A 25,722-nucleotide genomic window follows, 5' to 3' on the forward strand; every position below is an offset into this window, starting at 1 on the left:
GTATGCGGTTGAAAACAGCGGAATCATTTCGAACGGGAATATCATATGTCCAAATCAGAACAGCGCGAGCAAATGTCCAATGGAGCTGGCTTTATTGCAGCACTGGATCAAAGCGGCGGCTCGACACCCAAAGCGCTGGCACTCTATGGGGTTGAGGCATCAGACTATTCCTCGGACGAGGAGATGTTTGGGGAAATTCAGAAGATGCGCGCCCGGATTATCCTGGCAGATGATTTCACCAATGAAAAAGTTATCGGAGCCATCCTGTTCGAACGGACACTGGGTGAAGAAATTGATGGCCGAAAAGTCGCTGATTTCCTTTGGTCGGAAAAGCGCATCGTGCCTTTTCTCAAGATCGACAAAGGGTTAGAGGACGAGGCGAATGGCGTTCAGATGATGAAGCCGATCCCTGGTCTAGCCGACACCCTAGCGAAAGCGTCAGGCGTGTTTGGAACTAAAGAACGCTCGGTTATTCATGAAGCCAATGCCGAGGGCATCGCAGCTGTAGTTGCGCAACAATTCGACATTGCGCGGGAAGTGATTGCGGCTGATATGGTTCCGATTGTCGAGCCTGAGGTGAATATTAACTCGGCAACCAAGGCCGAAGCCGAAGACATTCTGAAGGCTGAAATCCTTAAAAACCTTGATCAATTGGATGAGGGACAGGATTTGATGCTGAAATTGACGATCCCCACCAATGCGAACCTGTATGACGCCGTTGCCGATCATCCACGCGTGGTGCGTGTGGTTGCTTTGTCGGGCGGATATTCGACAGAACAAGCCTGCGATCTGTTGGGTCAGAACGGTAAAATGATCGCATCTTTCTCGCGTGCTCTGACCGAGGGACTGTCCAAACAGCAATCGAATGATGAGTTCAATGCGGCTCTGGGTGGGAATATCGAGAAAATCTACCGCGCGTCGATTTAAACAGATCTACGTTGGCACAATGAAATCGCGGCGATTCTGCGCCGCTTTTTCGCGCATTACGCATCCATTTGCGTGATCATTTACAAGGCCCATCGCTTGCATGAACGCAAAAACAGTGGTTGGCCCAACGAATTTCCAACCTCTCTTTTTGAGATCCTTGGACATGGCCACAGACTCAGCCGAGGTTGATGCTGTCTGAGGTTCGGGTGGCATATCCGCCTCATACTGCCAGACATAAGCAGCCAGTGATCCGTATTCAGTGATCAGACGCTGTGCGCATTGGGCGTTATTTATGACGGCTTGTACTTTGCCGCGATGTCGGACAATTCCTTCATCGTGCAAAAGACGTTCAATATCTGCGTCATCAAACGCCGCTACAGCGTTGATTTCGAATTGTTTAAACGCTCTCCGAAAGTTCTCGCGCTTGGATAGGATTGTCCGCCAGCTCAACCCGGATTGAAAACTTTCGAGACATAGCTTTTCGAACAAGCGTTGGTCATCCGCAACGGGATATCCCCATTCGTTGTCATGATAATCGAAAAACTCAGGAGCGGCCTGGCACCATTTGCAGCGAGGCTGACCGTCCGGTCCTTGTGTAGTCTGGCTCATGTATGTACCACTTTTGTTCCGGTCGAGCATACACAGCCCGATAGTTTTAAATCAAGCACCCAATATCAGGCGCGATACCAGTTCAAAATGTATACACGAATTGCAGATGCCAAGCCGATTTCGGGATCACGAGACACGTCAATTTCAGCCGCTAGCGCATTGATTGGAATATCCTTAATTTTGGCAATGTCTCGGAATGCCTGCCAGAACTCATCCTCGAGCGATACCGAAGTACGGTGTCCCTTCAGGGTCAGGGACCGTTTGACGGGGCGGCCGCTCATTCGTCCAACTCATGGTTGTCCAAGTCGCGGCGTTGCTTGTTCAGTACTTTTTCGGCTGCATCTCTTTCTGACTTTTTACGCCCAAAGGTAATAGCATTCTGGTCGGCGCGGGCCTTCTTTTCAGCCCGCGCTTTTTCCTTTCGATACCGGTTCAGATTGACCGGCTTACTCATCAGTCCTTTGGACCGATCATTTGCTCGGGGCGGACCACGGCGTCAAATGTCGCTTCATCCACAAAACCCAGGGCGATGGCCTCTTCCTTGAGGGTCGTGCCGTTCTTATGCGCAGTCTTTGCAACCGTCGTGGCGTTGTCATAGCCGATGGTGGGCGCCAGAGCCGTCACCAGCATCAGCGATTCCTTCATCAGCTTTTCAATGCGCGGCTCGTTTGCCTGAATGCCCAGTAGCATCCGTTCGGTAAAGCTATCGGCTGCGTCGCCCAAAAGCTGGATTGACTGCAACAGGTTGTAGGACATCATCGGGTTGTAAACATTCAACTCGAAGTGGCCCTGGCTACCGGCAAACTTGACGGCGGCGTCATTGCCCATGACATGCGCCGCGACCTGTGTCAGTGCCTCGGCCTGTGTGGGGTTCACTTTGCCCGGCATAATTGACGAACCCGGTTCGTTTTCCGGCAAGATCAATTCGCCCAGACCCGATCGAGGACCCGATCCCAACAGACGGATATCGTTGGCAATTTTATAACAGCTACCCGCGATTGTCGCCAAAGCGCCCGACAAAAAGACCATGGCGTCATGCGCGGCCAGCGCCTCAAACTTGTTAGGCGCGGTCACGAAGGGCAAGCCGGTGATCTCGGCCATATTTGCTGCAACGGCTTCACCCCAGCCGTTTTGAGTGTTCAAACCGGTGCCCACGGCTGTGCCTCCCTGAGCTAGCTCATAGATACCGGGCATAGCGGCCTTTACGCGCTCGATCCCTTGACGGATCTGATGGGCGTAGCCACCGAATTCCTGACCCAGAGTCAGCGGCGTTGCGTCTTGTGTATGAGTCCGCCCGATCTTGATAATATCTTTGAATTCCTCGGATTTCTGCTCCAAACCCAAGGCTAGCTTTTCGAGCCCAGGCAACAGTACGTCACGCACGCTCATGGCTGTTGCGATGTGCATGGCGGTGGGGAAGGTGTCGTTCGAAGATTGTCCCATGTTGCAATGGTCATTGGGGTGCACGGGATCCTTGGATCCGATAACGCCGCCCAGGATCTCGATCGCACGGTTCGCGATGACCTCGTTCGAATTCATGTTGGACTGAGTTCCCGACCCGGTTTGCCACACGACCAGTGGGAAGTTGTCGTCGAACTTGCCTTCGAAGACTTCTCCGGCGGCCTGAATGATGGCGTCAGCGATCCGAGCGTCCAGTTTACCGGTCGCCTTGTTCTCCATTGCACAGGCTTTTTTGATAACGCCCAAGGCCCGCACGATGGCCACAGGCTGTTTCTCCCATCCAATGGGGAAATTCATGATGGAGCGCTGGGTCTGCGCACCCCAATATTTATCCGAAGGAACCTCCAGCGGGCCAAAGCTGTCGGATTCTGTGCGGGTCTGGGACATCTGTCACTCCGTCTTGTATACAGTCGTATGCCATTTACCTGCCACTACGCCACCGTGCAATCGGGCAGTTTCGCGCACCTTAAACTTATGGTTCACAAAGGTATAGATCGACAAATGCTTCATTTTATTTAGGGGATTACAATTCGACCCATTGTGCGTGCTAACAGGTGGGCTAGAATAAGTTAGTCAATGTTGCGGAGAGTCTCGTGTTACTTTCAGAACGGCTACTTGCCCTAAAAATGCTCACGTTCTCTGTTGTTGCGCTCGTGTGCGTTACGCTTTCGTCTCAACCTGTTCTTGCTGACGAAATCGCCCCCTTTGTCGGTGACTATGTTGGCTCTGCAAACATGGTGGACGCGGATGGAGGTGAAGTCCCCAGGGACATGAGCGTCTCGATCCACGAACTTAAAGATGGGTTTAATGTCAGTTGGAAAACAACGACCTACAAAGCAGACGGTCGGATAAAAGAGCAGTCGTTTTCCATTGATTTCAAAGAGTCCGAGCGTACAGACGTATTTTCTGCCGCAATGAGACGTAATGTCTTTGGACACGAAGTGCCCTTGGATCCGATGCAGGGCGAACCGTTCGTATGGGGCCGGATCGATGGGCAAACAATGACAGTTTTTTCCTTGTTCATCGACGAAAACGGTGGCTACGAGCTGCAGCAATACGATCGAACGCTGACCGAAGGCGGTCTGAATCTGTCGTTTTCGCGGTTCAGAAACGGAGTGAAGTCCCGATCAGTCGAGACTTTTCTAAAGCGTCAATAATCCAGCGGTTATTTGCGAAAGCTGTCGAGCGAAACGACGTCGGCGTCGTGTTGCTCCTCTTCTTCCTCAACTTCGATAGCGTCTTCGATCAATTGAGCAACCTCTTCCTCTTCCGGGCTTTCGAAGCGCAAACCAAACTCGACCGAGGGGTCAACAAACGTTTTGATGGACGAATAAGGGATATAAAGCGGCTCAGGCGCGTCGCCAAAATTCAGTGTGATCGCGAACCCCTTGTCGCCGACCTCTAGGTTTTCAAACCAGTGCTGCACGACGATTGTCATTTCATCGGGATATCTGTCGCGCAGCCAGTCAGCCAATTCCACCCCATCTTGTTGGGTGTCGAAGGTAATAAAGAAATGATGCGCCCCTGGCAGGCCGTTTTTCGAAACGCTTGTCAGAACCTTCTTGATTAGCCCACGCATCGCCGTGTGCATAAGGTTCCCGTAATCAATGTCCTGCGACATGTGTCTTCCTCAAAATTGATGTTCTAAGCATAAGCGATTTCGCCGGAAACGAAAGACCACGATTAGGCGGATTGTTCATAGGAAGTGAGAGGCCATTCCGGCCGCCGCCATCATGGCCAATGTTCGCCCCATGCCAAATTTGAATTTAAATATCAACACCCAAGCCAACACTACAAGACACAAAGCGATCAGGTTCGCGGATGCATAGTCAGGCCAAGGAAACGAAAAGAAACCCCATGTTTTCTGCGGGACATTGTGGAACAGCACATTTAAGCCGAACCACACCGACAAATTGAGAATCACACCCACGACCGCTGCTGTGATTCCGTTCAGAGCCGCTGACAATCTTGGGCGGCTTGCGAGGTGATCCAGATAAGGTGCGGCCATGAAAATCCATAGAAAGCATGGGACGAATGTTGCCCAAAGCGCAACTGCACCGGCCGCGAGGGCAAGTGGAAACCCTCCATCCGCCTGACCGGTAAGCATAGCCACGAATTGGGTCACTAAAATCAAAGGACCTGGAGTCGTTTCGGCCAATCCAAGTGCATCAATCATCTGCGGTGTGCTGATCCAGTGATACTTGTCTACGACCGTTTGGGTCATATACGCCAACACTGCGTAAGCACCACCAAAGGTCACAACTGCAAGACGTGCGAAGAACCAGCCGAGTTCCGCCAGTAATTTCTGACCCGTCAGACTAAGCAAAATCAAAGGCGCCAACCAAAGCGTCACCCAGGTCAGTCCGGTTCGGATATATCCTGTTGGAGCGTCGACCTTATTCATTGTCCCAGTTTGGCCGTCGCTCTGGAACCTAAAAAACCCCCAAACCGCGGCGGCCACGATTATCAGTGGAAAGGGCAGGTTAAGAAGAAAGATCGACAGAAAACTCAGAGCGGCAACGCCAATATGCTCAGTATCTTTCAGCGCTTTTCGGGACAGGTTTCTAAGAGCATGCAAAACAATGATGATCACCGCAGCTTTGATCCCCAAGAACCCGGATTGCACAAGCGGAAGCGCGCCGTAATTCGCGTAAAGTGACACCAGCACCGCAATAACCAGAGCTCCGGGCAGAACGAACAGAAAGCCGGCAATCAACCCGCCCAAAACGCCACGTAGCCGCCAGCCTGCGTAGGTTGCCAACTGCATTGCCTCTGGGCCGGGAAGCAACATACACAACGAGAGCGCGCGCAAGAATGTTTGCTCGTCCAACCATGAACGTTCCTCGACCAACTCCTGATGCATTAAGGAAATCTGCGCTGCAGGGCCGCCAAAAGATAAAAGACCGATGCGCCCGAACACTTTGATCATTTCCGCTGTGTTTGGCGCCATGGTTTTCGATCCGCTGACCTGTTATGCGGGTCTTCTATCCGGATACCGTCATGCGTTACAGGCTTTTAGCAGGGATCAGACAAGAATTGTCAGAGCGGATTCAGAGTTGTTGGGGAAACAGCGCAGCTTAAAGATTGGAACTGCGGTTTACGCCCAATCCAACCTCTGACCCGTCATACATATGGGTAAGGTATCCTGAGGAAACTGGCCAAGCTGCTCAAACAGTGAGATGAAGTCGAACTGATTATAGACCTCAACCACACGATTATCTCTAATCCGACCCATCATACTGCCGGTCGCCTGTAACGGAGCGCCGTTGTCGGCGCGTGTGGTACGCAGATGAATGATAGCTGACACCCAATCCCCATCTTCAACGATTTTGGGCATGTCGACTTCGATGTCACCCAGGATATGCCGAAAAGCTATCACGAGGTCCCGGAATTCGTCAGCACCTACCTGCATTTCTGGAATCAGCCCTTCGGCCATGGTTTCCGGCGCAAAATAGGTATCAATGGCATCAGTATTCCCCTTTTCCCAGACTTCGGAATACCATTCTCTGAGCACCTTTGCGTGAGACATCTCAGCTCTCCTTTATTGTGGGTCAAGCATGCGCAAAAGGAGTGAAAAAAGTCTGAACGCCAGACAGACAGCAGAAAAACATCTTGCGGAAAATGCAGGTTTCTGTTGCCAGGTACCTGCGAACCCCGCCTTACGCGGCTAGGCGCAAGGGCTTAAGTTTCGGTCTTGCTACTGCTTACGCAGCAACTGCAACCGGAGCACGATTGTCGTTTGCAATTGTACTAGTTTCGCCGATAACGGTGGCAGACAGCCGGGACAAAGCTAACCCCTTTAGACGTTCGTCGATCCTATTTCGGCCCCAAACACCCCAAACGAAGGTTTATGGTGGAGCCGCCGGGTACCGCCCCCGGGTCCGATCCGCTTATTACGAGCGCGTTTATGTCCATAGTCCCGAAGGACCTGTTATATATAGGTGAGGTGCTTTCGGGATGCAATTCCCGAGTTTTTTGGGTGAAGCGCGCCAAAACAGATACTTACGTTGTTTTGTTTACGTTGGCCAAAATCAACCAAATAGCCAGAACAGCTTCGATTCCACCGAATGTCACTGCTTTGACCAAAGGCGGGTTGTCCAAAAGGACTGACACAAACCGCCCGAGTGCCGCGCCCGCGTACACAACACCCAGCATCGTATAAGCCATGGGCGCGTTAAGCCACAGAACTGCTATCCCGGTTACGACGAAAAGCCCTCCCACCGATGCGCGCATCTCACTTAGGCCCATGGTGCTGCTCGTTGGAGCTAAATCCAACGAAGCCGCCGTCCACGCCGGTGCAAGAAAGCCGAACAGACCAAAGGCAATAGTTAGTAAGGCTGCGACAACATTAAGGACCGGTACCATCTGTTCCTCATCAAGCTGGTTTACGCTTTTTTTCGGCGACATCACGCGCCAGTTTTCTTGTGTATTTCTCAAGTCTTAAAAGGCTATCGTCAACTTCTTCCACATCACCGCGCTCCAAGGCATCCGCGATCTGCGTGTGCAGCGAAATGATCTCTTCTCGGGATCTGGCCGTAAAGGTGATCATGTTCATAAGCGGTTGCATCGCCTCGACGGCTCCGGCCAGCTGATAGGACAGGACGGGGTTTCCGGCGCCGTCGACCAAAGCGCGATGAAAGGCCACGTCTGAGGCGCAGAAGGCTTCGTCCGTCAGGCCCGGCTGTGCTTGTCTGAAGATTTCGGCGCGCATCGTGGCTAGCTGATCGGCCGTCCGACGTTCCGACGAAAGGCGAGCGCAGGCGCGTTCCAGTGCATAGCGCGCTTCGCAAGCGGTATCGAAACTGACAGTGTTCATCGACAAAAGTAAGGTTGAGGTTGTAATCTGTTGGGAATAGGCGTCTTCGAAACTCAGGCGATTGACAAAAGCGCCACCGGTAGCACCACGTTGCGTACGAATAAGAGACTGAGCAGCAAGTCTTTTCAGCGCTTCACGAACCGTGGGGCGCGAGACTTCAAACTGATCAGCCAGTTCTGCTTCGGACGGCAGACGCTCATCAACGATCAATTCGCCTGATACGATGGCGTCGCGTATCGCTTGTGCGATTTGTGCAGATAAATCTGCAGGTTTCCGAGGGTCGATTTTCATAATCCTGTGACCGCCTGTGTTTTTTTATTTGTCTGACATTTAAAAGTCTGACATTTGAAAAGCAAGAACTGAGTCGGGAGGAGCATATGAGTCGCGCTGTACTTCGCAGTGGCTTGTGGCTGGGATTCTACATTCTGATCCTGTGGGCGTGGTGGATGATGTTCACCATGAGCCGCAATATGGATGTGGATTTTATCGGCCGCCCCGGTCCGATGGGGCAGGCGATGGCCGCCATGGACCCGCGAATGGACATGTATATGCCCATGGCCGAATTCGGCCCCTTGTTCTGGATGTGGGCAATCATGATGGCGGCGATGATGCTGCCAACTTTGGTCCCGACCTTGCGCAGCTATGACGATCTGATCCGCAGCGCAAACGGCTCGCGCACGGGGTGGTTGGGTGTCCTGACCGGATATTTCGTGGTCTGGGTCGGATTTGCCGCCCTGATCACCGGGGTGCAATTGGCTTTGTTGTTCGGCGGCGTCGTGGACATGCTGGGCATTGCCAAATCCGGGCTTGTATCAGGCGGCTTGATGATTGCGGTCGGAGCTTTTCAGTTCACCCGCGCGAAAGAGGTCTGCCACGGCGTCTGTCACGCCCCCATGACCTATTTCCTTGGGCATTGGAAAACCGGCTTTACTGGCGGCTTGCGCATGGGACTGGGTCTTGGCGCATTCTGTGTCGGCTGTTGCTGGGGCTTTATGGCGCTTGGTTTTGTGGGCGGCGTCATGAGCCTGTTGTGGATGGGTCTTGCGACCTTCTTCATGGTACTCGAAAAACTTCCCCAAATCGGCCACGCGATCACGCGTCCGCTGGGGTTTGCACTGATCACGGGCGGTATCATCCTGTTGATCTATCCCTATATTTTCGGAGGATAAGCTAATGGCAAAAAACAGAAAACCCGAAGCTGATAGGTTGCCGATCAGTCAACGTATTGACAGTCGTATGCCAAATCCCAAGCGGCGTGAGATGTCGCCAACGAACTGGGCGATCAAGGGTGAGCTAATCCTGAATTGTTCCTGCGATGTGTTTTGTCCGTGTGTTGTGTCGCTAGGCGCGCACCCTCCGACCGAAGGGCATTGTCATGCTTGGATGGGTATCATTATCGACGAAGGGCACTATGAGGGCGAAGATCTGTCGGGGCTGAATGTTGGGCTTTTGGTCGATATTCCCGGACGGATGGGTGAAGGTCAGTGGAAAGTTGCTGCGTATGTTGACGAAAGAGCAAGCGGCAAGGCCTATAACGGGCTTCTACAGATCTTCAGCGGTCAAGCTGGCGGAACCACGGGTTTGTTCACCATGCTGGTGAGCGAGATTATTGGCGCCGAAAAAGCGCCGGTCCAGATCGAGCGCGACGGAAATAAACGCCGCATTTCGATTGGTCGAAAGATTCAGGGCGAGGTCGAGATGCTGGCCGGGAAAGACGCTGACCACCCTGTTATGGTATCAAATTCGAAATACTGGATGGGACCTGACATCATCGTTGCGCGGGGTACGAAATCCAAGGTGCGCGACTACGGACGCGTATGGGATTTCGGTGGTAAGTCGGCTGAAATTTGCCCGATTGATTGGACTGGCCCAAAGTGATGATCCTGATGGCGCAGCGGGGCGGTCAAGGCTGATCCTCCCAAGCGCCAATGGGTCCTGAATGTTTCACTACATTGCTGTGGTGGCAATGGAATTCTTACACTCTTAACCCCAAGACCCACCATCGCGGGCAGGTCCAGAAGATGTTGACCGAAAATGGATCAACGCGGCCTGTCAACGATCCGGTCCCCATCTTGCAGGAGGCCTGAATGCCGCAAGTTTCGCTCTCGCGCCGGTTGCGTCGCACACCGTTTTCGGAAGGTGTCGAGGCAGCTGGTGTCAAAGCATACACCATCTACAACCGTATGCGCTTGCCCACGGTTTTCGAAAGTGTCCAGGCAGATTACCGCCACCTGAAGGAACATGTTCAGGTTTGGGACGTGTCCTGCGAACGTCAGGTTGAACTGCGCGGGCCAGATGCGGCGCGGCTTATGCAAATGCTGACCCCGCGTGATCTGCGGGGGATGCTGCCAGGGCAGTGCTATTACGTGCCAATCGTCGATGAGACAGGCGGTATGCTGAATGACCCTGTGGCGGTGAAACTGTCTGATGACCGCTGGTGGATTTCCATTGCGGACAGCGATCTGCTGCTCTGGGTCAAGGGGATTGCCAACGGGTATCGGCTGGATGTGCTAGTGGATGAACCCGATGTGTCGCCACTGGCAGTGCAGGGGCCCAAAGCGGATGAACTGATGTCGCGTGTCTTCGGTGATCGCGTGCGCGATATCCGTTTCTTCAAGTTTGACATGTTCGAATTCGAAGGCCGCGATCTGGCGGTCGCGCGGTCGGGCTATTCCAAGCAGGGCGGCTTCGAAATCTATGTCGAGGGCTCGGATATCGGGATGCCCCTCTGGAACGCACTGTTTGCAGCCGGAGAAAACCTGAACGTGCGCGCAGGATGCCCGAACCTGATCGAGAGGATCGAAGGTGGGCTGCTGTCTTATGGCAACGATATGACAGACGACAACACGCCACATGAGTGCGGTTTGGGCAAGTTCTGCAACACGCACACGGCGATCGGTTGTATCGGGCGGGATGCGCTCCTACGCGTCGCGAAAGAAGGCCCCGTTCAGCAAATTCGCCCCATTGCGATTGATGGCGATGCGGTTCCTGCTTGCGATCAACCGTGGTCAGTGATGGCCGGTGGTAAGCGCGTAGGTCAGGTAACCTCGGCGGCGTGGTCCCCCGACTTTCAGACAAACGTCGCCATTGGCATGTTGCGGCTGAGCCATTGGGACGCGGGTTCGGTTGTTGAAGTGGAAACGCCGGACGGAATGCGCCGCGCCAAGGTGCAGGAAAAGTTCTGGATCTAAAGGGGTAGGGGCTCTGCCCCCGCCGCTACGCGGTTCCCCCGAGATATTTTTCGCCAGGTGAAGAACTGGACCTGGCTTTTCTGAAACGAGAGGAAATCAGATGTTTAATGCATTGGTAATGGAAAAAGACGACGAGAGCGGACTGGCCAGCCCCGTGGTCAAACAACTTTCAACCGATGATCTGCCTTCGGGTGAGGTCACGGTGGCTGTCGAATATTCGACGGTCAACTACAAGGACGGACTGTGCATGTCGCCCAAGGGTGGCGGTCTGGTGCGCAATTACCCGCATGTGCCCGGCATTGACTATGCCGGTACGGTCGAGGCGTCCTCGGACGATCGCTATAAGCCCGGCGACAAGGTTGTGCTGACCGGCTGGCGTGTGGGTGAGGCCCATTGGGGTGGATATACCCAAAAGGCTAACGCAAAAGCGGACTGGCTGGTGCCGCTGCCGGACGGGCTGGACACGCGTCAGGCAATGGCAGTCGGAACCGCCGGTTTCACCGCGATGCTTGCCGTTATGGCGCTTGAAGATCACGGCCTTAAACCTGGCAACGGGCCGGTTCTGGTAACCGGTGCTGCGGGCGGCGTTGGCTCGGTCGCGACGGCGATCTTGGCGAACCTGGGTTACGAGGTCGCGGCAGTTACAGGCCGGGCTGAAGCGGGCGACTATCTCAAATCTCTGGGGGCCACGACCATTGTCCCCCGTGATGACTTGAACGAGACAACCAAGCGCCCGTTGGAAAGCGAGACTTGGGCAGGCTGTGTTGACGCCGTTGGAGGTGATATGCTGGCCCGCGTTCTGGGTCAGATGAAATACGGTGCGTCGGTTTCGGCCGTTGGTCTGGCGGGGGGCGCCGGGCTTCCAGCAACCGTCATTCCGTTCCTGCTGCGCGGTGTGAACCTGCTGGGCATCGACAGCGTCATGCAGCCCTACGAAAACCGTGTTCGTGCATGGCAACGCGTCGCAACCGACCTGCCGATGGACAAGCTTGAGGCAATGGTGCACCCCGCCACGCTGAGCGATCTGCCACAATTTGGCGCTGACATCCTCAAGGGTCAGGTCAAAGGCCGCGTTGTGGTTGACGTAAACGCCTGATCCGGAACTTTATCCTGCGACCCGGCCGGACACGCCACTGGCCGGGCCACCTGCCTTTTAATGACCGAGAAAAAGCCGGAAACACCTCTGGTCATTGGCACAATTCCCGAGCATCATTGCTATACATCCCGATTGTGATGGCTTATGAGCCTTTCAAACAGCACCTGAAGACGGGGAGTGAGCAGAATGTCTGACGATTTCGAACTGGACACCGATGATCTGAAACGCCGCATGGACGGCGCGATGGCGAACCTCAGGACCGAATTTGCGTCTTTGCGTACCGGGCGCGCATCAGCATCAATGTTGGAACCTGTTATGGTTGATGCTTATGGTTCGATGACACCGATCAATCAGGTCGGGACCGTGAACGTTCCTGAACCGCGGATGGTTACGGTAAACGTTTGGGACAAGGGCCTTGTCGGTAAAGTTGAAAAAGCCATTCGCGAAAGCGGGTTGGGGATCAATCCGCAACTGAACGGCACGATCATCATGCTGCCTATTCCGGAACTGAACGAAGAACGTCGGCGCGAGCTGGGCAAGGTCGCCGGCCAATACGCCGAGCACGCACGGGTCTCGATTCGTAATGTGCGCCGCGACGGGATGGACCAGATCAAGAAAGCCAAATCGGATGGGATGTCGGAAGATGACCAGAAGCTTTGGGAAAGTGAAGTTCAGGACCTGACGGATGAGATGATCAAGGCCGTCGACGCTGCGCTGGAAACTAAGCAAGCCGAGATTATGCAGGTCTGACGGAATTATGCCTGATACCCCTCATACAGCGCCGATTGATGGCCCTCATCACGTTGCGATCATCATGGATGGCAACGGACGCTGGGCGCAGGCACGGGGCAGGCCGCGTCTATTTGGGCATCAGGCCGGTGCACGACGTGTGAGGGATGTGGTCGAAGCTTGCCCGGGTCTCGGGATCAAATATTTAACGGTCTTTGCCTTTTCGACCGAAAACTGGAAACGGACGCAGGCCGAAGTTGCTGGCCTGATGAGCTTGTTCAAGCGGTATATCATTAAAGAAACCAAGACATTGGCCCAAAACGGAATTCGCGTTCGTTTTATCGGTGACCGTTTGCGGTTGGATTCGAAGTTGGTCGACTTGATGGACACCCTCGAAGAAGCAACGAAGGGCAACGACCTGGTCCACCTGACCATCGCCTTGAATTACGGTGGGCGGGATGAAGTTGCGCGCGCAACGAAACGCCTGGCATTGGATGTGGCCGAAGGGCGCCTGAGACCTGAAGACGTGGATGAAGAGACGCTGCCCAAGTATTTGGATACGCATGTTCTTCCTGATCCGGATCTTGTCATCCGCACCAGTGGAGAAGCTCGGATTTCTAACTTTCTTCTCTGGCAGTCTGCCTATTCCGAATACGAGTTCATTGACACTCTGTGGCCGGATTTTACGGCCGAAGAACTGGAACGGCTGTGCCGCAGTTATGGCGCACGCGATCGCCGGTTCGGAGCGATCCCAGCATGAGCGAAGGCCGATGGTCTGATTTAACCGCGCGTGTGCTGTCGGCGGCTGTTTTGGTCGCCATAGGCGCTGTCGAAGTTTGGCTGGGCGGGCTTTGGTTCGAAGCCTTCATCGCGGTAGCCTGTGGTCTCATGACGTGGGAACTGGTCCGTATGGTTGACCCCGGCAAACCCGGTGTTGCGGTACAGCTTGGCGTCCTGACAGGCGCAGCGGTCGTTCTCAGCTATCACTTACCACCCTTATACACATTGCCGTTTTTGGCCGCGCCGGCCTTGGTTGGGGCAGGGCAGGTTAGCCGATCCAAGGGAACCTATGCGCTGTTCGCTTTCTGGATTGCAGCAGCAGGTCTTGGGTTCATCTCGATCCGCGAGAATATGGGCTTTGGTTGGATGATCTGGCTGATCGCCGTTGTCGTTGTCACGGATGTGGCTGGGTACTTCGTTGGCAAAGCTGTAGGTGGCCCCAAGTTCTGGCCCAAAGTTAGCCCAAAGAAGACATGGTCCGGCACGGCTGGAGGCTGGGTTGCAGCAGCGGTTGTCGGCGTTATCTTTGCAAGCTATGCCGGGTTTGGCTCGTTGTTTGTGGTTGTCTCGGTCTTGGCTTCAATGGCCAGTCAGGCCGGAGACATCATCGAAAGCGCCACAAAGCGGAAATTTGGCGTCAAGGACAGCTCGAACCTTATTCCGGGTCACGGAGGGTTTCTTGACCGGTTTGACGGTATGATGGGCGCTGCGCTGTTCGTTTTGATTGCTGGGATGCTCTACGCGCCAGGAGCCATGTAATGCGCAAGATTTCCATTTTCGGGGCGACCGGTTCTATCGGCCAGAACACTATTGATCTGATCAACCGCAACCCCGAAGCCTACGATATCGTGGCATTGACCGGAGGCGCGAATATCGAGCGTCTCGCGCAGGATGCGCGCCGACTGAATGCCGATATTGCGGTGACCGCCCATGAAGACAAACTGGACGACCTGCGGGCTGCTCTGGACGGAAGCGGTGTAGAAGTCGCCGCAGGCGCGACCGCTCTGATCGAAGCCGCTGCGCGACCGTCGGATTGGGTGATGTCGGCTATTGTCGGGGCGGCAGGCTTACCGCCGGGTTTAGAAGCGCTGAAACAAGGCGCTACGCTTGCTTTGGCGAACAAAGAAACTCTGGCGTGTGCCGGGTCTCTGGTGATGCAGACGGCCCAGAACCACAACGCGCGTTTGTTGCCGGTCGACAGCGAGCACTCAGCCGTTTTTCAAGCTCTTGTCGGCGAGGACATGGCGACGGTCGAGCGTATTATCATTACAGCAAGCGGCGGTGCATTTCGGGATTGGCCGCTCGAAGATCTTGCAGATGCAACGGTCGAACAGGCATCAAGCCACCCCAACTGGAACATGGGTCAACGGATCACGATCGACAGCGCCTCGATGTTCAACAAGGCGTTGGAGGTGATAGAAACCAAAGAGTTTTTTGGTATCTCGCCTGATCAGATAGAAGTACTTGTGCACCCGGAATCTATCGTCCACGCTTTGGTGGGTTTCGATGACGGGGCCGTTATGGCGCATATGGGCGCGCCCGACATGCGCCATGCCATCGGATATGCGTTACATTGGCCAGACCGACGTCACCTTCCGGTGGATCGCCTGAACCTCGCTAAACTTGGTCAGCTTAGATTTATTGAACCGGACGAAACGCGGTATCCCGCGCTGGCATTGGCGCGACAGGTGATGGAGCGCGGTGGCCTCGCAGGTGCTGTATTCAACGCCGCGAAAGAGCGGGCGCTAGATCACTTTATCGCGCGTCATATCGGTTTTCTGGCCATGGCAGACATGGTCGCTGCAGTGCTGGACCGGTTTGACGCCGAAAATGGCCTTATTGATGCCCCTATGACACTTGATAACATACAGCAAACGGACCATTTGGCACGTAAGTGGGTAGATGAAGCCGTGACCCAAAGAGCAGGATAGAATTTTGGACGTATTTTCGCTGATCCCTCAGTTTGGTAATTTGCTGTACACCATCGGTGCGTTTGTGATCGCTTTGTCGGCGATTGTCGCTGTTCATGAATATGGCCACTATATCGTTGGTCGCTGGTCGGGAATACACGCCGAGGTCTTCTCGATCGGTTTTGGTCCGGTTCTTTGGAGCAGGGTAGACAAGCGCGGCACCCGGTGGCAATTCGCGGCTTTACCCTTTGGTGGTTATGTCAAATTTCTTGGGGACGCCAACGCGGCGTCCGGCAAGGACGAGACTGCTATGTCTGAAATCCGGGAACAAAGCCCAGAAGAGCTTCGACGCACAATGCATGGCGCACCGCTTTGGGCACGATCAGCAACCGTTGCGGCCGGACCGGTGTTCAATTTCGTTATGTCGATATTGGTGTTCGGGCTAATATTCCTGTCACAAGGTGTTACCAAAAGCCCATTGACCGTCGGAAAGCTCTACCCGCTTCCTGGCACTGTTCAGGAACTGCGTGAAGGCGATGAGATTTTGGCCATCGAAGGTCAGCCACTGCCTGCGTTTGATGAGGGTGAATCGTGGACGGACTTTACGGATACATTGCCGGTCAAACCTGTTCTGGATTACACAGTCCTTCGGGATGATCAGACGCTGGATGTTGTCGGTCCTTGGTTGTATCCGCCCCTTATCCAGCAAGTTGCACCGCGCAGTGCTGCCATGGATATCGACCTGCAAGCCGGAGACGTCATCTACGCAGTCGACGACGACCCCATCTATGCCTTTGAGCAACTTAAAGAACACGTGGAGCGGTCCGACGGCAAGGTTCTCTTGCTGGATGTGTGGCGCGACGGGGCCGAACTGGAATTTGCTTTGGCGCCGCGCAGAACGGACGAACCGCAGGAAGAAGGCGGGTTCGTGACTCATTGGCGTATCGGAATTGTCGGCGGCATGATGTTGGAACCCGAACGCGAGCCGGCTGGACTCATCACCTCCCTTAGCGGCGGAGTACAGCAAACACTGCGTATCATTGACGGGTCGTTGTCGGGTCTGTGGCACATGATTACGGGCGCAATCAGCACCTGTAATATGTCAGGTCCTATCGGAATTGCCGAAACATCTGGCGCGATGGCCAGTCAGGGCGCGCAAAGTTTCATATTCTTCATTGCGGTTTTGTCCACGGCCGTTGGATTGCTGAATCTGTTCCCAATCCCTGCTTTGGACGGCGGACATCTGGTTTTCTACGCATACGAAGCCGTGGCGGGCAAGCCGCCCAGTGACGGTGCTTTGCGTGTACTGATGGGTGTGGGCGTTTCCTTGATCCTTGGCTTGATGGTCTTTTCCGTCACCAATGATCTGTTCTGCTAAATAAGGCGCAACCGACCTGCGAAAGCCCCATTCCTGCCTCATTTTGCGACTAACTTTCTGACGAGTTTGAATGCCGCAGAGGTAGCCATGACACGTGTATTGAAAGATTCGTACAGAAGCTTCAGCTGTCTGTTCACGCTGAACTGGGATTCAATTTTGTTTTTTGGAGCGACTGCATTAGCGCTGCTGGCATGCTGGTATCTCCTTCTCGCAGCCAATCTTTGCGCGGTCTGCGACACGTTGTTGTGATTCTTAACCAGCATCAGAATTAATATCATAGCGGCCCATCGGGCCGCTTTGCTTTTTGGCCTTTTGACAAGGAATATTAATCCCGCTACTCAGCATTAAAGTCCTAAATTTTTGGGTAGAGAAAAATATGACTGATAGGCGAGGCGCAGGCACATCCTGCGGGGGGCAGACGCAAGCAGACAACATTTTGTGGCGAGCGCTATCCGTAATTTCTTTTTGTGTTTTGTTGGGTTTGATGGCTGCACCGCAGTCCGCGCACGCCCAAAGCTTTACCATCAATTCGTTCGAGGTCGAGGGCAACAGGCGCATCGAAACCTCGACGATTATCACCAGGACAGGAATCGAACCTGGACAGACTGTCACCGCTGGAGAACTGAACGATGCCTTTCAGCGTTTGCTTGACAGTGGTGTTTTTGAAACAGTTGAGCTGACTCCGCGCGGCAATACTCTGGTGATTGAGGTCGAAGAATATCCGACCATTAATCAGATCAGCATCGAGGGGAACCGTCGCGTCAAAGATGACGTTTTGATCGAAGCCATATCGTCAGAGCCGCGTCGGGTGTTTACGCCGCAGGTCGCCGAAGCAGATGCGGACCTGATTGCTCAGATTTATTCAGCCCAAGGGCGTGTATCTGCCACGGTGATCCCGCGCATTATCCGCCGCAGTGATAACCGGGTCGATCTGGTGTTCGAGGTGGCCGAAGGTACGACCATTGAGATCGAGCGCGTCAGTTTTGTAGGCAACCGTGCATATACCGACCGCAGGTTGCGCCGTGTGTTGGAAACAAAACAGGCAAACTTCCTGCGTACCTTCCTGCGCGGAGACACCTTCATCGCGGACCGCATCGAGTTTGATCAGCAGGTCATTCGGGATTTCTATCTGTCGCGGGGCTATGTCGACTTTCGCGTCAACAGCACAAATGTCGAATTCACTCAGGAACGGGACGCGTTTTTTCTGGTGATGAACATCACCGAAGGACAAAAATTCTCGTTTGGACAGATTTCGACAGTCAGTGAAATTCCCGGCGTTGACGCCGCAGACTATCAGGCTGCTTTGAAGATCAAGCCGGGTGTCACCTATTCGCCCTCACTGATCGAAAACTCGATTGCCCGGCAAGAGCGTCTGGGGATCAAGCAGGGTGTTGATTTCTTGCGGGTCGAACCGCGCGTCACACGCAATCCAAGCGATCTGACCCTGGATGTGCAATTTGTACTCACCCGCGGGCCGCGCATTTTTGTTGAACGGATCGATATCGAAGGGAATACAACCACGCTGGATCGGGTTATCCGCCGGCAGTTTGACACAGTTGAAGGTGATCCGTTCAATCCCCGTGAAATCCGGCAGGCCGCTGAACGTATCCGCGCCCTTGGGTTCTTTGCTGTGGCTGATGTTGAACCCCGCGAAGGGTCTACTCCAAGTCAGGTCATTGTCGACGTTGATGTGGAGGAACAGCCTACCGGGTCGCTTAGCCTCGGTGGTAGCTTCTCGGTCTCGGATGGCTTTGGTATCGCCGTGGGCTTGAACGAGTCTAACTTTCTGGGACGGGGTCAAAACCTTGGCCTTACCCTTTCAACGGCTCAGGACTCGGAGCAATACGTTGTCAACTTTACCGAACCCTACTTGCTGGGGCGTAGGCTGCGTTTTGACTTGGGGCTTGGTCTGGCAACAACCAATTCCAGCTTTGCCAGCTTTGACACCGAGCGTCTCTTCTTTGCCCCTCAGCTAAGCTATGCAATCGGTGAACTGTCGTCGTTGCGCCTTCGCTATAATTGGGAAAACAGCGAAATGACGCAGCAGGACGATGAAATAAACGGAGCTGTCATTGCGTCGGAGATCGCTCAGGGTGAGCGTTCGACCAGTTCTTTGGGCGTGTCTTATGTGTATGACAGCCGCCTTGGTGGCTTGAACCCCAACGCGGGCGTACTGTTTGAAGTTGGTGTCGATGCTGCGGGATTGGGCGGAGACAATGAGTTCTACAAAACCACCGCACGTGCAATCGCGCAGACCAGAGTTCTGAGTGAAGAAGTGGTGCTGCGGGCATCGCTTGAACTGGGCGCGCTTCATTGGACCGGAGATGACTTCAGCCGAACACTTGACCGCTTTGTCTTGGGCCCAAGCACGTTCCGTGGCTTCGAGCCGTCGGGTATTGGCCCACGTGACCTGTCCAATGGTCAAGATGACGCGATCGGTGGGAACTATTACTGGGTCGCGCGGTTTGAATCCGATTTTCCCCTTGGCCTGCCTGAAGAGCTAGGTCTGCGGGGTGGTGTATTCTACGACGTGGGCAACCTGTACAATCTTGACGACGTGAACACAGCCGGCGCCGACATTGTGGGTGAGGACGGGTCGATCCGACATGTCATCGGTGTGTCCGTTCTTTGGGACACCCCGTTTGGTCCGCTGCGCTTCAACTTCTCGAAGGCACTGGTGAAAGAGGACTTTGACCAAGAGCAGAGCTTTGACCTGACCATTCAGGCGCGGTTCTGATAAGGCGATGTCAGACTTGATACAGTCTAAGCTGCAGGGCCCTTTATGGGCCCTGTGCGTTTTGCTGAGTGCATTTTTCGTTTCTGCGACACAGGCGCAGCAACTCTCGGTTCCATCGTCGACGGTTTTGACCATCTCAAGCGAGCGGTTGTTTGCGGACTCGGAATTCGGTCAGCGCGTTTTGCGTGAGATCGAGGCCGAAGGAACTTTGCTGGCGGAGGAGAATGAGCGGATCGTCGTCGAACTTAGTAAAGAGGAAAAGGATCTGACGGAACTGCGCACGCAAGTGACTCCAGAAGAGTTCCGTCCTTTGGCCGAGGCGTTCGACAACAAGGTTCAGACACACCGCGATGGACAACGCGCCAAGCTGGACGCTTTGTCTCGCAGAAGTGAAGAAGCGCAGCAATTGTTCTTTGAAACGATCCAACCAGTCCTGATCGACCTGTTGCGTGAGACCGGGGCCACGGTCATCATCGAACGGTCGAGCGTTTTTCTCAGCTCGGACCGTACGGATGTGACCGAGACAGCCATCGCGCGGATAAACGCCGCGATCGGAGACGGTCAAGCGCTAGAAAGCCAAACTGACGAATAGGTTTGCTTGCCCTCAAGGCGCGGTGTTGCTAACCACGCGTCAAACAGCAATCCAGTACGGGACGACGATACGATGACGACGGAAACCAAGAGCGCAGACATACAGCTGATCCAACGGATCTTGCCGCATCGCTATCCGTTTTTGCTGGTTGACAAAGTCGTTGATATTTCCGGCTATCAGTCTGCTGTCGGGATCAAGAATGTCACAATGAACGAACCCCATTTTCAGGGTCACTTTCCCGGCACTCCGATCATGCCCGGCGTTACCATTGTTGAAGCGATGGCACAGACTGCAGGTGTAATGCTGGGGGTGGGTATGGATGTGATCGACAGCGAGCTGTTGATCTACTTCATGAACATCGACAAATGCAAATTCCGCCGCAAAGTGGTTCCAGGCGATGTGCTGGAAATGCATGTTGAAACCGTGCGGGGCAAAAAGGGCGGGAAGATCTTTAAGTTTGCAGGTCGCGCGACTGTGGATGGCGAAGTGGCCGCCGAAGCTGAATTCTCGGCGTATGTAGACTGGGACATGGAAAAGACGACATGAACGGCATCCATCCAAGCGCAATTATCGAAGACGGCGCGCAGATTGGTGAAGGCTGTATCATCGGTCCGTTCTGCTATGTCGGTGCGCAAGCCAAGCTGGGCGAGCGCGTTGAATTGAAATCGCATGTTGTTGTCACAGGCGACACAGTTATCGGTGATGAGACCGTTGTGTTCAATTTCTCGGTCATTGGAGAGATCCCGCAGGACTTGAAGTTCGGCGGCGAGAATACGCGGTTGGAAATTGGCAAACGTAACCGGATCCGTGAACATGTGACCGTGAACACGGGAACCGAGGGCGGTGGCGGCGTAACCCGGATCGGCGATGACTGCCTGTTGATGGCCGGTGTGCATGTGGCGCATGACGTGCAGATTGGCAATCGGGTCATCATGGTGAACCACGCAGGAGCCGCCGGACATTGCATCATCGAGGATGACGTGATCGTGGGCGGTATCTCGGGCTTGCATCAATGGGTGCGGGTCGGGCGAGGGGCCATTATTGGTGCGCTGACCATGGTGCCAAATGACGTCATTCCCTACGGCTTGGTTCAGGCACCGCGGGGCGAACTGGACGGGCTCAATTTAGTCGGCCTGAAACGCAAAGGCGTTTCGCGGGAGGATATCTCGGCTCTGCGTGCCGCGTTCAAAGAGCTGTCGACCGGAGACGGGACGTTCATGGAGCGCGCGCATCGCGTCGGTGCCGAAAATGAGAGTGAATATGTCCAGCGGATCGTGGATTTCGTTACCGGGCAATCAGATCGATCCTTCCTGACCCCGAGGAAATGAACCGATGCTGGCATTGATCGCGGGAACAGGGGCTTTACCCGCCGAGGTGGTTGCCCAACTGGCTGAACGTCCTGTCATCTGTGCGATGGACGGGTTTCCACCAGATGTTCTGGATGCCGACGTCACCTTTCCACTCGAGCAGTTAGGAACTTTCATTGCAGATTTGAAAGCGCGTGGCGTAACGCAAATCTGTATGGCTGGCGCGGTCCAACGACCAGCGATTGATCCCAGCCGTATCGATGCTGCAACCATGCCTTTGGTGCCCATTTTGCAGCGGGCCATCATGTCTGGTGATGATGGAGCGTTGCGCGCCGTGATCGGGATCTTCGAGGAGGCGGGCCTCAAGGTCCGCGCCGCACATGAAATAGCCCCCAATCTGCTGCCTGGACTTGGGTCACTGACCGAGGCCCGGCCATCAGAGGCGGACCTAACCGATGCCGATCGCGCAGCAGGCATTGTGCGTGCCATGGGCGCTGCGGATATTGGGCAAGCCTGCGTTGTCTCGAAGGGACAAGCGCTCGCAGTTGAGGGGATTTTCGGCACAGCCTGGATGCTGCAATCTCTGACGCAACGACCGGATGCAGGCGGGGGTGTTCTGTTCAAGGCCCCAAAACCCGATCAAGACCGTCGTGCGGATTTGCCAGCGATTGGGCCGGATACGGTCTCGGACGCGGTCGCCGCCGGTTTAGCGGGGATTGTCATCGAAAAGGGTGGGGTGATGGTGCTGCAACGCCAACAGGTCATTGCCGAATGTGACCGGTTGGGTCTGTTCCTTTACGTGCGCGAGCGGACCATCTGATGCGTGTTTTCGTGGTCGCCGGTGAACCCTCGGGCGACCGCTTGGGCGGCGCTTTGATGGAGGGGCTGCGCACCCTTGAACCTAAGGTACAGTTTGACGGGGTTGGCGGCCCTTTGATGCAAGCGCAGGGTTTGGACAGCCGTTTTCCAATGTCGGAACTGTCGGTGATGGGACTGGTCGAAGTGCTGCCCAAATTCTTCCATCTGAAACGCCGTATTGCCGAAACTGCGCAGGCGGTTCTGGATACAAAACCCGATGTTCTGATCACCATCGACAGCCCAGACTTTTCGCTACGTGTCGCCAAGTTGGTAAAAGCGCAAAGCAACATCCGCACGGTTCACTATGTGGCTCCCAGCGTTTGGGCGTGGCGTCCGGGGCGTGCGGACAAGATGGCCAAGGTGATCGACCACGTGTTGGCGCTGTTACCGTTCGAGCCGCCCTATATGGAACGCGCGGGTATGGAGTGCGATTTCGTCGGGCATCCTGTCGCCAGCGAACCTGTTGCAACCAACGACGAGATCGCGGCGTTTCGCAACGCCTATGATTTAGCAAATTCGCCGCTGGTGCTTGCATTGCCCGGCTCCAGGCGCGGTGAGGTTGACAGGCTGGCTCCGGTCTTTGGTCAGGCTTTAGCCCTGTACTTGCAGGACCGCCCAGATACGCGCGTCGTGGTGCCGGCTGTGGCGCATATGGTTGATACTGTCCAAACCCATATCCAGAACTGGCCCGGCAATCCGGTCGTTGTCGACCCGCGTGACATACCATCGGACAAGGCGGTCTCTCAGAAACGGGCTGCCTTCGCCGCTGCCGATCTGGCATTGGCCGCGTCGGGCACCGTATCGCTGGAACTGGCAGCACAGGCGACGCCTATGGTTATCGCCTACCGGCTCAGTTGGTTGACGCAGAAAATGGCCGAACGGATGGTGAAACTTGATACGGTTACGCTGGTCAACTTGGTGTCTGAAACCCGCACGGTACCTGAGTGCCTGCTGGATGAGTGCCAGCCAGAGAAAATTGCTTCGGCATTGTCAGGCGTGGCCAATGCGCCGGAGGCGCAAAAACATGCGATGGATTTGACCATGGACCGGCTTGGGCGAGGCGGCGAGGCACCCGGCCTACGCGCTGCCCATGCCGTCTTAGAAAGAATGCGCTGAACCGATGCTAGAGCATCTGTTATTCGCAATTTCCGCGGCTTTGGTCACAGTGTCGACCAATCTGGACAATCTGGCGGTATTACTTGGTCTGATCGTGGTGGTCAGCGCCCGTCGCGCTGCGATGGGCTTTATTATCGCCCAACTCGGTATTCTGATCGTGTCGCTCGCCATTGCCAGCGGGCTGAGCCAAACTGGCATACTGTCATGGATCGGCTATCTGGGCGTCATCCCCTTGGTTTTGGGCCTGCGCGGTCTCTGGCGGCAATTCACCCTACACGGAACGACTGAGACGCAGGACTACAGTCACGTCTCGTCAATCACTGCCCTGTTCCTCAGCCTGTCCATCGACACATTGGCTGCAATGACCCCGTTACTTGCCGATTCAACCACGGCGTTTCGATTTGCTGCCCTGATCGGAGCGGTTGTCGCCATTTTGGGGGTTTCCGCAATCGCCGTGATAGGGGCGCCGCATGCTCAAAGCCTTGCGCCACGTTTCACACGGCTTGAGAGGATCACACCCTATGTCATGATCTTGGTCGGTCTTTATATTTTGCTTAACACGCCAACCGACGTGCTTTAGCAATCAGTACCCTCGCCAGATCCAACCGCCGCCGAAAATCCGGCTTCCCTCAGACGCATAAAACACACAGGCCTGCCCCGGCGAGACACCTTCTTCGGGGGTCAGCAACTCGACCTCGGCCGTCGTGTCCGAAAGCGGGCGGAGGATCGCTTCGCGCGGGGGACGGGTTGAGCGGACTTTGACCTTTAGGTGCCATTCGTCGCGCGAGGTAAAGGGCTCATCCCCCAGCCAGTTGATCTCGCGCACGGGGATGGTGCGGGTGGCCAGCATTTCTTTTGGACCAACGACGACCTGCTTTTTATCCACGTCCAGCTTGACCACATAAAGCGGCTCAGTCAGACCACCAATACCCAGACCGCGGCGCTGCCCGATCGTATAATGGATCACACCGTCATGCTGCGCCAACACGCGGCCATCGGCATGAACAATCTCGCCAGGTTCAGCCGCACCGGGGCGCAGCTTTTCGATGACGCTAGCGTAATTGCCATTGGGTACAAAGCAGATGTCCTGACTGTCGGGCTTATCCGCTACTGCCAGCCCATATTGCGCAGCCATTTCACGTGTGGCGTCCTTGGACGGCAAGTGTCCCAAGGGAAAGCGCAGAAACGACAACTGTTCGGGTGTGGTCGAGAACAGGAAATAGGACTGGTCGCGGTTCGCATCCTCGGCGCTGTGCAGTTCCGGACCGTTGGGGCCCATTTTGCGTTGAATATAATGGCCGGTCGCCATGCAGTCTGCCTCAAGATCCTTGGCAGTTTCCAGCAGATCCTTGAATTTCACACGCTCATTGCAGCGAATGCAAGGGACCGGGGTTGCGCCCGCCAGATAACTGTCGGCGAATTCATCAATCACCGCGTCCTTGAAGATGTTCTCATAGTCCAGAACATAATGCGGAAAGCCTCGTTCCTCGGCAACACGCCGGGCGTCGTGGATGTCGATCCCAGCGCAGCACGCGCCCTTCTTGGCCAACGCCGCGCCGTGGTCATAAAGCTGAAGCGTCACACCGACCACATCGTACCCCTGATCGGCCAGGTGGGCGGCGACGACAGAACTGTCCACACCGCCAGACATGGCTACGACCACCCGGGTTTCCGAGGGCGGTTTGGCAAAACCAAGCGAGTTTAGCGGTGTCTCGGTATCGAGGGCCATGACGATTCCAGTGCGGGTTAAGAAAGACCGGCAGAATATAGGAAAATTCTACACACTCTCAAGGGGCGGTTTCACCGCACATTAAGTAGGGTGGTGTCAGCTTTGTCGCAGCAGAAAAGGTTGGAAAGATGTATTTGCACAAAGTTGAAGGGCCACGCTCCGTAACCCTGCCGGATGGAACGGTTTTATCCAGATCGGACCTACCTCCGGATACCACCACACGTTGGGTCGCGTCGCGGAAAGTGATTGTTGTACGTGGCGTCCTTTATGGGTTGATCACCTTGGCCGATGCCAAAAAACGCTATGGGCTTAGTGATGAAGAATTCAATTCGTGGGTTTCCGCGGTCGCAGAACACGGAACAGATGCTTTAAAGGCGACCGCATTAAAAAAATATCGACAACCTAAAGATGAAAGTGAATAAATGATTCAACGGTAACGTCAGATTAACCATTTTTGAGCAGGTTTGATTTGAATTGGTAAATTGA

Annotated in this window: 29 protein-coding genes and 1 other RNA gene; 19 read left to right on the forward strand and 11 right to left on the reverse strand. The window is 54.8% G+C overall.

Annotated elements, in window-relative coordinates; all coding sequences use genetic code 11:
* Window positions 1-45: 45 nt before the first annotated feature.
* Window positions 46-927: a fructose bisphosphate aldolase gene (locus ABWV79_RS00435; RefSeq protein ID WP_353389645.1), complete on the forward strand. Its 882-nt coding sequence runs from the start codon at window positions 46-48 to the stop codon at window positions 925-927.
* A 6-nt stretch (window positions 928-933) separates the two neighbouring features.
* On the opposite strand, the gene ABWV79_RS00440 is transcribed toward ABWV79_RS00435, so the two are convergent.
* From ABWV79_RS00440 to fumC, 4 genes are all read right to left on the reverse strand, one after another.
* Window positions 934-1,536 carry a DNA-3-methyladenine glycosylase I gene (locus ABWV79_RS00440; protein ID WP_353389647.1) on the reverse strand — a complete coding sequence of 201 codons (603 nt, stop codon included), beginning with the start codon at window positions 1,534-1,536 and terminating at the stop codon, window positions 934-936.
* A 65-nt stretch (window positions 1,537-1,601) separates the two neighbouring features.
* Window positions 1,602-1,817 (reverse strand): ribbon-helix-helix domain-containing protein, encoded by a 216-nt coding sequence (locus ABWV79_RS00445; protein WP_170354108.1) that lies wholly within the window; start codon window positions 1,815-1,817, stop codon window positions 1,602-1,604.
* Window positions 1,814-1,990: a DUF4169 family protein gene (locus ABWV79_RS00450; RefSeq protein ID WP_170354109.1), complete on the reverse strand. Its 177-nt coding sequence runs from the start codon at window positions 1,988-1,990 to the stop codon at window positions 1,814-1,816. The genes ABWV79_RS00445 and ABWV79_RS00450 overlap by 4 nt, the downstream gene beginning before the upstream one ends.
* Window positions 1,990-3,384 (reverse strand): class II fumarate hydratase, encoded by a 1,395-nt coding sequence (gene fumC / locus ABWV79_RS00455; protein WP_170751107.1) that lies wholly within the window; start codon window positions 3,382-3,384, stop codon window positions 1,990-1,992. Before fumC ends, ABWV79_RS00450 begins: the two co-directional genes overlap by 1 nt.
* A gap of 206 nt (window positions 3,385-3,590) precedes the next feature.
* Between fumC and ABWV79_RS00460 the strand changes: the two genes are divergently transcribed.
* Window positions 3,591-4,154 carry a hypothetical protein gene (locus ABWV79_RS00460; protein WP_331251804.1) on the forward strand — a complete coding sequence of 188 codons (564 nt, stop codon included), beginning with the start codon at window positions 3,591-3,593 and terminating at the stop codon, window positions 4,152-4,154.
* A gap of 8 nt (window positions 4,155-4,162) precedes the next feature.
* Here the strand turns inward: ABWV79_RS00460 and ABWV79_RS00465 are convergent, their stop codons facing one another.
* The 6 genes from ABWV79_RS00465 to ABWV79_RS00490 all read right to left on the reverse strand — a co-directional run bounded on the left by ABWV79_RS00465 (window position 4,163) and on the right by ABWV79_RS00490 (window position 8,104).
* The gene (locus ABWV79_RS00465; RefSeq protein WP_353389650.1) at window positions 4,163-4,618 is read right to left on the reverse strand and encodes an SspB family protein; all 456 of its coding nucleotides are present in this window, start codon (window positions 4,616-4,618) and stop codon (window positions 4,163-4,165) included.
* Between the two features lie 75 nt (window positions 4,619-4,693).
* Window positions 4,694-5,947, reverse strand: a complete 1,254-nt coding sequence (chrA, locus tag ABWV79_RS00470) for a chromate efflux transporter (RefSeq protein ID WP_353389652.1) — start codon at window positions 5,945-5,947, stop codon at window positions 4,694-4,696.
* 147 nt (window positions 5,948-6,094) lie between these two features.
* The gene (locus ABWV79_RS00475) at window positions 6,095-6,526 is read right to left on the reverse strand and encodes an ester cyclase (protein ID WP_170354113.1); all 432 of its coding nucleotides are present in this window, start codon (window positions 6,524-6,526) and stop codon (window positions 6,095-6,097) included.
* 91 nt (window positions 6,527-6,617) lie between these two features.
* Window positions 6,618-6,964: a transfer-messenger RNA gene (gene ssrA, locus ABWV79_RS00480) on the reverse strand.
* Between the two features lie 35 nt (window positions 6,965-6,999).
* The gene (locus ABWV79_RS00485) at window positions 7,000-7,362 is read right to left on the reverse strand and encodes a DUF4345 family protein (RefSeq protein ID WP_353389654.1); all 363 of its coding nucleotides are present in this window, start codon (window positions 7,360-7,362) and stop codon (window positions 7,000-7,002) included.
* A gap of 10 nt (window positions 7,363-7,372) precedes the next feature.
* Window positions 7,373-8,104: a FadR/GntR family transcriptional regulator gene (locus tag ABWV79_RS00490; RefSeq protein ID WP_170354115.1), complete on the reverse strand. Its 732-nt coding sequence runs from the start codon at window positions 8,102-8,104 to the stop codon at window positions 7,373-7,375.
* An 86-nt stretch (window positions 8,105-8,190) separates the two neighbouring features.
* On the opposite strand from ABWV79_RS00490, the gene ABWV79_RS00495 reads away from it, so the two are divergent.
* The 16 genes from ABWV79_RS00495 (at window position 8,191) to ABWV79_RS00570 (ending at window position 24,087) form a co-directional block, all read left to right on the forward strand.
* Window positions 8,191-8,982 (forward strand): DUF2182 domain-containing protein, encoded by a 792-nt coding sequence (locus ABWV79_RS00495; protein ID WP_353389656.1) that lies wholly within the window; start codon window positions 8,191-8,193, stop codon window positions 8,980-8,982.
* 4 nt (window positions 8,983-8,986) lie between these two features.
* Entirely contained in the window at window positions 8,987-9,691 is a 705-nt protein-coding gene (locus ABWV79_RS00500) for a DUF1326 domain-containing protein (protein WP_170354117.1), read from the forward strand.
* A gap of 209 nt (window positions 9,692-9,900) precedes the next feature.
* On the forward strand, window positions 9,901-11,004 hold the full coding sequence (locus ABWV79_RS00505) for a dimethylsulfoniopropionate demethylase (protein WP_353389658.1): 1,104 nt from the start codon (window positions 9,901-9,903) through the stop codon (window positions 11,002-11,004).
* Between the two features lie 100 nt (window positions 11,005-11,104).
* On the forward strand, window positions 11,105-12,100 hold the full coding sequence (gene acuI / locus ABWV79_RS00510) for an acryloyl-CoA reductase (RefSeq protein WP_353389660.1): 996 nt from the start codon (window positions 11,105-11,107) through the stop codon (window positions 12,098-12,100).
* 186 nt (window positions 12,101-12,286) lie between these two features.
* Window positions 12,287-12,850: a ribosome recycling factor gene (gene frr, locus ABWV79_RS00515; RefSeq protein WP_170354120.1), complete on the forward strand. Its 564-nt coding sequence runs from the start codon at window positions 12,287-12,289 to the stop codon at window positions 12,848-12,850.
* A gap of 7 nt (window positions 12,851-12,857) precedes the next feature.
* Window positions 12,858-13,589, forward strand: coding sequence for an undecaprenyl pyrophosphate synthase (uppS, locus tag ABWV79_RS00520; protein WP_170751124.1), 732 nt, complete (start codon window positions 12,858-12,860; stop codon window positions 13,587-13,589).
* Complete coding sequence (locus ABWV79_RS00525; protein ID WP_353389663.1) at window positions 13,586-14,368, forward strand: phosphatidate cytidylyltransferase; 783 nt, start codon at window positions 13,586-13,588, stop codon at window positions 14,366-14,368. Before uppS ends, ABWV79_RS00525 begins: the two co-directional genes overlap by 4 nt.
* A complete protein-coding gene (gene dxr, locus ABWV79_RS00530) occupies window positions 14,368-15,540 on the forward strand; it encodes a 1-deoxy-D-xylulose-5-phosphate reductoisomerase (protein WP_353389665.1) in 1,173 nt (390 codons plus the stop codon). Before ABWV79_RS00525 ends, dxr begins: the two co-directional genes overlap by 1 nt.
* A gap of 4 nt (window positions 15,541-15,544) precedes the next feature.
* Window positions 15,545-16,897, forward strand: a complete 1,353-nt coding sequence (gene rseP / locus ABWV79_RS00535; RefSeq protein WP_353389667.1) for an RIP metalloprotease RseP — start codon at window positions 15,545-15,547, stop codon at window positions 16,895-16,897.
* A gap of 376 nt (window positions 16,898-17,273) precedes the next feature.
* The gene (gene bamA, locus ABWV79_RS00540; protein ID WP_170354125.1) at window positions 17,274-19,634 is read left to right on the forward strand and encodes an outer membrane protein assembly factor BamA; all 2,361 of its coding nucleotides are present in this window, start codon (window positions 17,274-17,276) and stop codon (window positions 19,632-19,634) included.
* A gap of 7 nt (window positions 19,635-19,641) precedes the next feature.
* A complete protein-coding gene (locus ABWV79_RS00545; RefSeq protein ID WP_170354126.1) occupies window positions 19,642-20,226 on the forward strand; it encodes an OmpH family outer membrane protein in 585 nt (194 codons plus the stop codon).
* A gap of 72 nt (window positions 20,227-20,298) precedes the next feature.
* The gene (gene fabZ, locus ABWV79_RS00550; RefSeq protein WP_170354127.1) at window positions 20,299-20,772 is read left to right on the forward strand and encodes a 3-hydroxyacyl-ACP dehydratase FabZ; all 474 of its coding nucleotides are present in this window, start codon (window positions 20,299-20,301) and stop codon (window positions 20,770-20,772) included.
* Window positions 20,769-21,554, forward strand: a complete 786-nt coding sequence (lpxA, locus tag ABWV79_RS00555; RefSeq protein ID WP_170751136.1) for an acyl-ACP--UDP-N-acetylglucosamine O-acyltransferase — start codon at window positions 20,769-20,771, stop codon at window positions 21,552-21,554. Before fabZ ends, lpxA begins: the two co-directional genes overlap by 4 nt.
* A 4-nt stretch (window positions 21,555-21,558) precedes the next feature.
* A complete protein-coding gene (locus ABWV79_RS00560; protein ID WP_353389672.1) occupies window positions 21,559-22,353 on the forward strand; it encodes an LpxI family protein in 795 nt (264 codons plus the stop codon).
* Entirely contained in the window at window positions 22,353-23,507 is a 1,155-nt protein-coding gene (gene lpxB / locus ABWV79_RS00565; protein ID WP_353389674.1) for a lipid-A-disaccharide synthase, read from the forward strand. Before ABWV79_RS00560 ends, lpxB begins: the two co-directional genes overlap by 1 nt.
* Window positions 23,508-23,511: 4 nt before the next feature.
* Complete coding sequence (locus tag ABWV79_RS00570; protein ID WP_353389675.1) at window positions 23,512-24,087, forward strand: hypothetical protein; 576 nt, start codon at window positions 23,512-23,514, stop codon at window positions 24,085-24,087.
* A 3-nt stretch (window positions 24,088-24,090) separates the two neighbouring features.
* Here ABWV79_RS00570 and mnmA read toward each other — a convergent pair whose 3' ends face one another.
* Window positions 24,091-25,236 carry a tRNA 2-thiouridine(34) synthase MnmA gene (mnmA, locus tag ABWV79_RS00575; RefSeq protein ID WP_170751143.1) on the reverse strand — a complete coding sequence of 382 codons (1,146 nt, stop codon included), beginning with the start codon at window positions 25,234-25,236 and terminating at the stop codon, window positions 24,091-24,093.
* Window positions 25,237-25,364: 128 nt separating this feature from the next.
* On the opposite strand from mnmA, the gene sciP reads away from it, so the two are divergent.
* On the forward strand, window positions 25,365-25,658 hold the full coding sequence (sciP, locus tag ABWV79_RS00580) for a CtrA inhibitor SciP (protein WP_353389676.1): 294 nt from the start codon (window positions 25,365-25,367) through the stop codon (window positions 25,656-25,658).
* The last annotated feature ends 64 nt before the right edge of the window (window positions 25,659-25,722 follow it).

Source organism: Ruegeria sp. HU-ET01832, assembly GCF_040371315.1.
Lineage (GTDB): Bacteria > Pseudomonadota > Alphaproteobacteria > Rhodobacterales > Rhodobacteraceae > Ruegeria > Ruegeria lacuscaerulensis_A.

Coding starts and splice junctions, on each gene's coding strand:
- lpxB (WP_353389674.1), top strand. CDS start 22,353: ATGCGTGTTTTCGTGGTCGCCGGTGAACCCTCGGGCGACCGCTTGGGC.
- frr (WP_170354120.1), top strand. CDS start 12,287: ATGTCTGACGATTTCGAACTGGACACCGATGATCTGAAACGCCGCATG.
- ABWV79_RS00435 (WP_353389645.1), top strand. CDS start 46: ATGTCCAAATCAGAACAGCGCGAGCAAATGTCCAATGGAGCTGGCTTT.
- ABWV79_RS00450 (WP_170354109.1), bottom strand. CDS start 1,990: ATGAGTAAGCCGGTCAATCTGAACCGGTATCGAAAGGAAAAAGCGCGG.
- uppS (WP_170751124.1), top strand. CDS start 12,858: ATGCCTGATACCCCTCATACAGCGCCGATTGATGGCCCTCATCACGTT.
- ABWV79_RS00445 (WP_170354108.1), bottom strand. CDS start 1,817: ATGAGCGGCCGCCCCGTCAAACGGTCCCTGACCCTGAAGGGACACCGT.
- ABWV79_RS00495 (WP_353389656.1), top strand. CDS start 8,191: ATGAGTCGCGCTGTACTTCGCAGTGGCTTGTGGCTGGGATTCTACATT.
- ABWV79_RS00500 (WP_170354117.1), top strand. CDS start 8,987: ATGGCAAAAAACAGAAAACCCGAAGCTGATAGGTTGCCGATCAGTCAA.
- acuI (WP_353389660.1), top strand. CDS start 11,105: ATGTTTAATGCATTGGTAATGGAAAAAGACGACGAGAGCGGACTGGCC.
- fumC (WP_170751107.1), bottom strand. CDS start 3,384: ATGTCCCAGACCCGCACAGAATCCGACAGCTTTGGCCCGCTGGAGGTT.
- mnmA (WP_170751143.1), bottom strand. CDS start 25,236: ATGGCCCTCGATACCGAGACACCGCTAAACTCGCTTGGTTTTGCCAAA.
- bamA (WP_170354125.1), top strand. CDS start 17,274: ATGACTGATAGGCGAGGCGCAGGCACATCCTGCGGGGGGCAGACGCAA.
- ABWV79_RS00505 (WP_353389658.1), top strand. CDS start 9,901: ATGCCGCAAGTTTCGCTCTCGCGCCGGTTGCGTCGCACACCGTTTTCG.
- lpxA (WP_170751136.1), top strand. CDS start 20,769: ATGAACGGCATCCATCCAAGCGCAATTATCGAAGACGGCGCGCAGATT.
- fabZ (WP_170354127.1), top strand. CDS start 20,299: ATGACGACGGAAACCAAGAGCGCAGACATACAGCTGATCCAACGGATC.
- chrA (WP_353389652.1), bottom strand. CDS start 5,947: ATGGCGCCAAACACAGCGGAAATGATCAAAGTGTTCGGGCGCATCGGT.
- sciP (WP_353389676.1), top strand. CDS start 25,365: ATGTATTTGCACAAAGTTGAAGGGCCACGCTCCGTAACCCTGCCGGAT.
- ABWV79_RS00525 (WP_353389663.1), top strand. CDS start 13,586: ATGAGCGAAGGCCGATGGTCTGATTTAACCGCGCGTGTGCTGTCGGCG.
- ABWV79_RS00545 (WP_170354126.1), top strand. CDS start 19,642: ATGTCAGACTTGATACAGTCTAAGCTGCAGGGCCCTTTATGGGCCCTG.
- dxr (WP_353389665.1), top strand. CDS start 14,368: ATGCGCAAGATTTCCATTTTCGGGGCGACCGGTTCTATCGGCCAGAAC.
- ABWV79_RS00475 (WP_170354113.1), bottom strand. CDS start 6,526: ATGTCTCACGCAAAGGTGCTCAGAGAATGGTATTCCGAAGTCTGGGAA.
- ABWV79_RS00490 (WP_170354115.1), bottom strand. CDS start 8,104: ATGAAAATCGACCCTCGGAAACCTGCAGATTTATCTGCACAAATCGCA.
- ABWV79_RS00570 (WP_353389675.1), top strand. CDS start 23,512: ATGCTAGAGCATCTGTTATTCGCAATTTCCGCGGCTTTGGTCACAGTG.
- ABWV79_RS00485 (WP_353389654.1), bottom strand. CDS start 7,362: ATGGTACCGGTCCTTAATGTTGTCGCAGCCTTACTAACTATTGCCTTT.
- ABWV79_RS00440 (WP_353389647.1), bottom strand. CDS start 1,536: ATGAGCCAGACTACACAAGGACCGGACGGTCAGCCTCGCTGCAAATGG.
- ABWV79_RS00465 (WP_353389650.1), bottom strand. CDS start 4,618: ATGTCGCAGGACATTGATTACGGGAACCTTATGCACACGGCGATGCGT.
- ABWV79_RS00560 (WP_353389672.1), top strand. CDS start 21,559: ATGCTGGCATTGATCGCGGGAACAGGGGCTTTACCCGCCGAGGTGGTT.